We start from the raw sequence: 4,591 nt of genomic DNA, 5'->3' as shown, positions 1-4,591 counted from the left end.
GGTACCGGCTCACTGTGGCGGGACAGGAACAGCCCGCTGGGGTCGGCGAGCCCGATCAGGCCGTACTCGCCGAGGTCAAAGCAGCCGACCTCGTCGGTCGGGCCGTACCTGTTCTTGACCGCCCGCACCATCCGCAGCCGCGAGTGCCGGTCGCCCTCGAAGTGCAGCACCACGTCGACGATGTGCTCAAGGGTGCGCGGCCCCGCCACCGAGCCGTCCTTGGTCACATGGCCGACCAGGATCGTGGCCATCGCCTGGTCCTTGGCCACCGCGGTCAGCACCGCGGCGACCTCGCGCACCTGGGTGACGCCGCCGGGGACGCCGTCGACGTCGGCGGCCGCGATCGTCTGCACCGAGTCGATGATCAGCAGCCGAGGCCGCACGTTTCCGACGTGGGCGATGATGGCATCCAGGTCCGTTTCCGCGGCGAGGTACAGGTTGTCGTGCACCGCGCCGATCCGGTCCGCGCGGAGCCGGACCTGCGCGGCCGACTCCTCGCCAGTGACGTAGAGCACCGGTCCCGCCGCGGCCAGCAGGGCGCCGGCCTCAAGCAGCAGGGTCGACTTCCCGACGCCGGGCTCGCCGGCCAGCAGCAGCACCGCGCCTGGAACTAGGCCGCCGCCAAGGACCCGGTCCAGCTCGTCCAGGCCGGTTGGCCGGGCGCTCGCCTGCGCCGCGTCGACCTTGCCGATCGGCATCGCCGCCGTGCTCGCGGGGCCGCCGCCCAGCCGCCCGCCAGGGGCGCCTGGGGCCCCTGGGGCGCCGGTGGCGCCGCGGCCGAGCGCCCAGGAGCCTGCGTGGCCCGCCGGCCGGATGCCCGCGCGCACCAGCCGCGGCACGGCCGTCTCCTCGACCGTCCCCCACGCCTGGCACTCACCGCATCGCCCGGTCCACTTCGGCGTCTGCCAGCCGCACTCGGCGCAGCGGAATCCTGCCGTTGACTTGGCCATGCTGGCACCATAGCGGCGGTCCCTGACATTCGGGCCGCGCCGCGCGCATAAGCTGGGTTGTGGCAACAGCACGGCGGGAGGAGAAGCGGTGACCGAGCTACCCGCGATTCCCGTCGCGCTGTCCACCTCGTCTGTCTACCCCGAACGCACCCCCGATGCCTTCGCGGAAGCCGCTCGCCTCGGTTACGACGGCATCGAGATCATGGTGTACGGCGACCCGGTCAGCCAGAGCGGCGACGCGCTGGCGAGGCTTGTCGACTACCACCAGGTGCCGGTGCTCGCCATCCACACGCCGAGCCTGCTGCTCACCCAGCTCGTGTGGGGCAGGGAGCCGTGGGGCAAGCTGCTGCGGGCCAAGGAGCTCGCCGAGCGGCTCGGCGCGAAGGTCGTCGTGTTGCACCCCCCGTTCCGCTGGCAGCGGGAGTACGCGCGCGGGTTCGAGCGGGGGCTGGCGAAGATCGCGGATGAGACCAACGTGATCTTCGCCGTGGAGAACATGTTCCCGATCCGGGCGGGCGCCAGCGAAGTCTCCGGGTATGCGCCGCACTGGGACCCCACCGGCCTTGACGTCCCGTACGTCACCCTCGACTTGTCGCACACGGCGGCCTCGGGGTCGGACGCGATCGTGATGGCGAATACCCTCGGGACCAGGCTGGCGCACGTCCATCTGGCCGACGGCAGCGGCCTGCCCGTAGGCCCGGTGCCCGACGAGCACCTGGTGCCAGGCCGCGGCAGGCAGCCCTGCGCCGAACTGCTGCGCGGGATCGCGGCGACCGGATATCGGGGCATGGTGGTCGCCGAGGTGAACACCCGCCGCGCGGCGACCGTTGACGACCGGCTCGCGGACCTGGCGGAGACGCTGGCGTTCGCCAGGGACCACCTGGCCTCGGTCCCGGCCGTGTGAGACGCCGCCCGGCGGAGCACGGCGGCACGGAGGCACGGAACGGGAGGCAGAAAACCATGACAGGCACGCTGATCACCGTCGCCGCCACCGGCGCCGAAGCCGACAAGGGGCGGGTCCCCGCCCTGCCGGTGACGCTCGATGAGCTGACAGAAACGGCGGCGCAGTGCCGGCGGGCGGGCGCGGCCGTCATCCACGTGCACATCAGGGACGACGACGCCAAGCCCACCCTCGACGTCGGCCGCCTCAAGGACACGGTAGCCGCGCTGCGGGCCGCGACCGACCTGGTCGTCCAGCTGTCCACCGGCGGCGCGGTCACCGACGGCTTCGACGCGCGGCTGGCCGTGCTCGACGCGGCGCCTGACGCCTGCTCGCTGACCTGCGGGACGGTGAATTTCGGCGACGACGTGTTCGCCAACCCCTGGGGATTCGTCAAGGACCTGTACCTGCTGACCAAGGAGCGCTCAGTGGTGCCCGAGTTCGAGCTCTTCGACTTCGGGCACATCGCCGCGCTGCACCGGCTGCTCGGCGAGTTCGGCCCGCCGGCCGGCGGGCACGTGCACTGCGACCTGGTGATGGGCGTCCCCGGCGGCATGCCGGGCGACGCCGCCACGCTGGTAGCCGCGGTGCAGGCGCTGCCGGGCGGCGCCACGTGGTCGGCCACCGGGATCGGCAGGACGACGCTGCCGGTGCTGTTCGGCGCGCTGTCGGCCGGCGGCCACCTGCGAGTCGGCATGGAAGACACGCTCACCTACTCCCGCGGCCGTCCGGTCACCGGCAACGCGGAGCTGGTGCAGCGCGCCGCGGACCTCGCCAGCCTCGCACAGCGCCCCCCGATGACCCCGGCGCAGGCACGCGAATTCCTCGGCATCGGCCCGCCGGCGTAGCCGGCCGCCGGCGGGTGCGCGCCGTTGTTGCCGGTGGGGGCCACCGCGACAACAGGGCTGGCGGCGGGGGAACCAGCGCCAGACCGGGTCCGTGGCGGCCGCGGCCGGGCCGACCGGGCAATCGCGATCAGCCGGGGCGAATCGGACCCATCGGCGGGCTCGCCGGCACGCCGCCCGTCTTGCTAGCTAGGGATTTGCATTTGCAAGCAGGAGGGTTATCATGGGGACATGAGCACAATCGGTGACTACATCCGCCAGCAGCGCGAGCAGGCCAAGATCTCCCTGCGCCAGCTGGCCGACGCCGCAGGCGTCTCCAACCCGTACCTCAGCCAGATCGAGCGCGGGCTGCGCAAGCCCAGCGCGGACATCCTCCAGCAGATCGCCAAGGGACTGCGGATTTCCGCGGAGGCGCTCTACGTGCAGGCCGGCATCCTCGAAGACCGTCCGGCCGACTCCGGCGTCCGTTCGGCGCTGCTTACCGACCCCTCGCTCACCGAACGGCAGAAGCAGGTCCTGATCGAGATCTACGAGTCCTTCCGCCGGGAGGGCAAGCCGACGCCGCCCACCGCCGAGGTGATTTCGGTGGTCCGCGACCATCCCGAGGCAGCACAGGACGCCGCACAGGACACCGACCCCGCCTAGGACAAGGTAGCGTGGACCCGTGGTCGGAATCTTGGGCAACGGAGCGTACGCCCCGCTCACTTACTTCTTCGTGGCGCTGGGGGTGGCGGCGTTCGTCGTGGAGGCCTGGGCCTTCGTCGACGCCATCATCCGGCCGGCCCAGGCGTTCGTCGCGGTAGGCAAGCTGAAGAAGGTGATCTGGCTGATCATCCTCGGCGTCGCCTTCGTGCTCGGGCTGTACACCGCCGTCTACGGCGGCATCGTCGGAATCCTGTCCGTGGCGGCGTTCGTGGCCGCCGCGATCTACCTTGCCGACGTCCGCCCGAAGGTGCGGGACTTCCGCCGCCGCGGCAGTAACAGCAGGACGGGCCCGTACGGCCAATGGTGACCAGCCGCAGATAGTGACCGCCGCCGCAGTCGGCCGTGTCCGTTCGGGCTAATGGATCACGGAGTAGTGACCAGCAGCAGGACCGGTGCGGCGGCCAGCAGGGCGGCGGCGAGCACGATCGCGGCCTGCACCGGACGGGACAGCGGCGGCGGCGGGGCCAGCAGCCGGTTGACCCGCGCGGTGAGCTCGCCTTCGGCTACGGCGAGCGCTCCGGCCGGGGCGCATCCGGTGCCCGCGGTGCCGAACCGCAGCAGCGCGGTTGCCAGCTGCCTGGCCACCAGCCCGCGGACCCGCAGCGCGCGGTCGTCGGCCATCATCTCCACGAGCAGCGCCACGCTCTGGCGCGCCTGTGCGACCACCCGAGAGCGGGGAAAGGCCCGGCGCAGCGAGGTGAACGGAATCAGCACGAGATCGTGCCTGGCGCGCAGGTGTGCTCGTTCGTGGGCGAGCACGGCGGCAAGCTCGGCGGGGGCGAGCAGGTCCAGCGTGCCGGCACTGACGACGATCTTGGACCGGATGCCCGGCAGGCAGTAGGCGGCCGCCGCCGGGTAGTCGATCACGAGCGCGCCGGGCGCCTTGGGATCGCCGTGCGCGAGCAGGGCGAGCAGTTCCCGCTGCCGCCGCCTGGCGCCGATCGCGTCGGCGAAGGCCATCACGAGCACCCAGCAGAGCACGCCAAGCAGGGCGAACCCGGCGGCTAGCATGGCCACCCGCGCGGTGGTGATGAACGGTGACTGGTGCGGGCCAGGCAGCCGCCCGGCCGCCAGCCGGACGGCCAGCGTGGTCAGGCCGCCGACCACGCCCGCCCGCGGCGCGCCCTGCCCGCCGACGCCGACCGCGAGCA

At 72.5% G+C, this 4,591-nt stretch carries 6 protein-coding genes; 4 read left to right on the top strand and 2 right to left on the bottom strand.

Annotation, left to right across the window (positions count from 1 at the left end; all coding sequences use genetic code 11):
* The coding region (locus tag Q1N79_RS30245; protein WP_300614543.1) for a DNA repair protein RadA at positions 1 to 950 on the bottom strand (950 nt) is incomplete at its 3' end.
* Positions 951 to 1,038: 88 nt separating this feature from the next.
* Here Q1N79_RS30245 and Q1N79_RS30240 point away from each other — a divergent pair.
* From Q1N79_RS30240 to Q1N79_RS30225, 4 genes are all read left to right on the top strand, one after another.
* The gene (locus Q1N79_RS30240) at positions 1,039 to 1,854 is read left to right on the top strand and encodes a sugar phosphate isomerase/epimerase (RefSeq protein WP_300614542.1); all 816 of its coding nucleotides are present in this window, start codon (positions 1,039 to 1,041) and stop codon (positions 1,852 to 1,854) included.
* A 56-nt stretch (positions 1,855 to 1,910) separates the two neighbouring features.
* Positions 1,911 to 2,738, top strand: coding sequence for a 3-keto-5-aminohexanoate cleavage protein (locus Q1N79_RS30235; RefSeq protein WP_300614541.1), 828 nt, complete (start codon positions 1,911 to 1,913; stop codon positions 2,736 to 2,738).
* Between the two features lie 228 nt (positions 2,739 to 2,966).
* The gene (locus tag Q1N79_RS30230) at positions 2,967 to 3,380 is read left to right on the top strand and encodes a helix-turn-helix transcriptional regulator (protein WP_300614540.1); all 414 of its coding nucleotides are present in this window, start codon (positions 2,967 to 2,969) and stop codon (positions 3,378 to 3,380) included.
* Between the two features lie 19 nt (positions 3,381 to 3,399).
* The gene (locus tag Q1N79_RS30225) at positions 3,400 to 3,747 is read left to right on the top strand and encodes a DUF2516 family protein (RefSeq protein ID WP_300614539.1); all 348 of its coding nucleotides are present in this window, start codon (positions 3,400 to 3,402) and stop codon (positions 3,745 to 3,747) included.
* Between the two features lie 56 nt (positions 3,748 to 3,803).
* Here Q1N79_RS30225 and Q1N79_RS30220 read toward each other — a convergent pair.
* Positions 3,804 to 4,591: M56 family metallopeptidase (locus tag Q1N79_RS30220; RefSeq protein ID WP_300614538.1), on the bottom strand; the 788-nt coding region annotated here is incomplete at its 5' end.

The organism is Trebonia sp., assembly GCF_030042015.1.
Taxonomy (GTDB): domain Bacteria; phylum Actinomycetota; class Actinomycetes; order Streptosporangiales; family Streptosporangiaceae; genus Trebonia.
The sequence above is the reverse complement of the archived record's forward strand: the minus strand, read 5'-3'. Positions and strand labels throughout refer to the sequence as shown.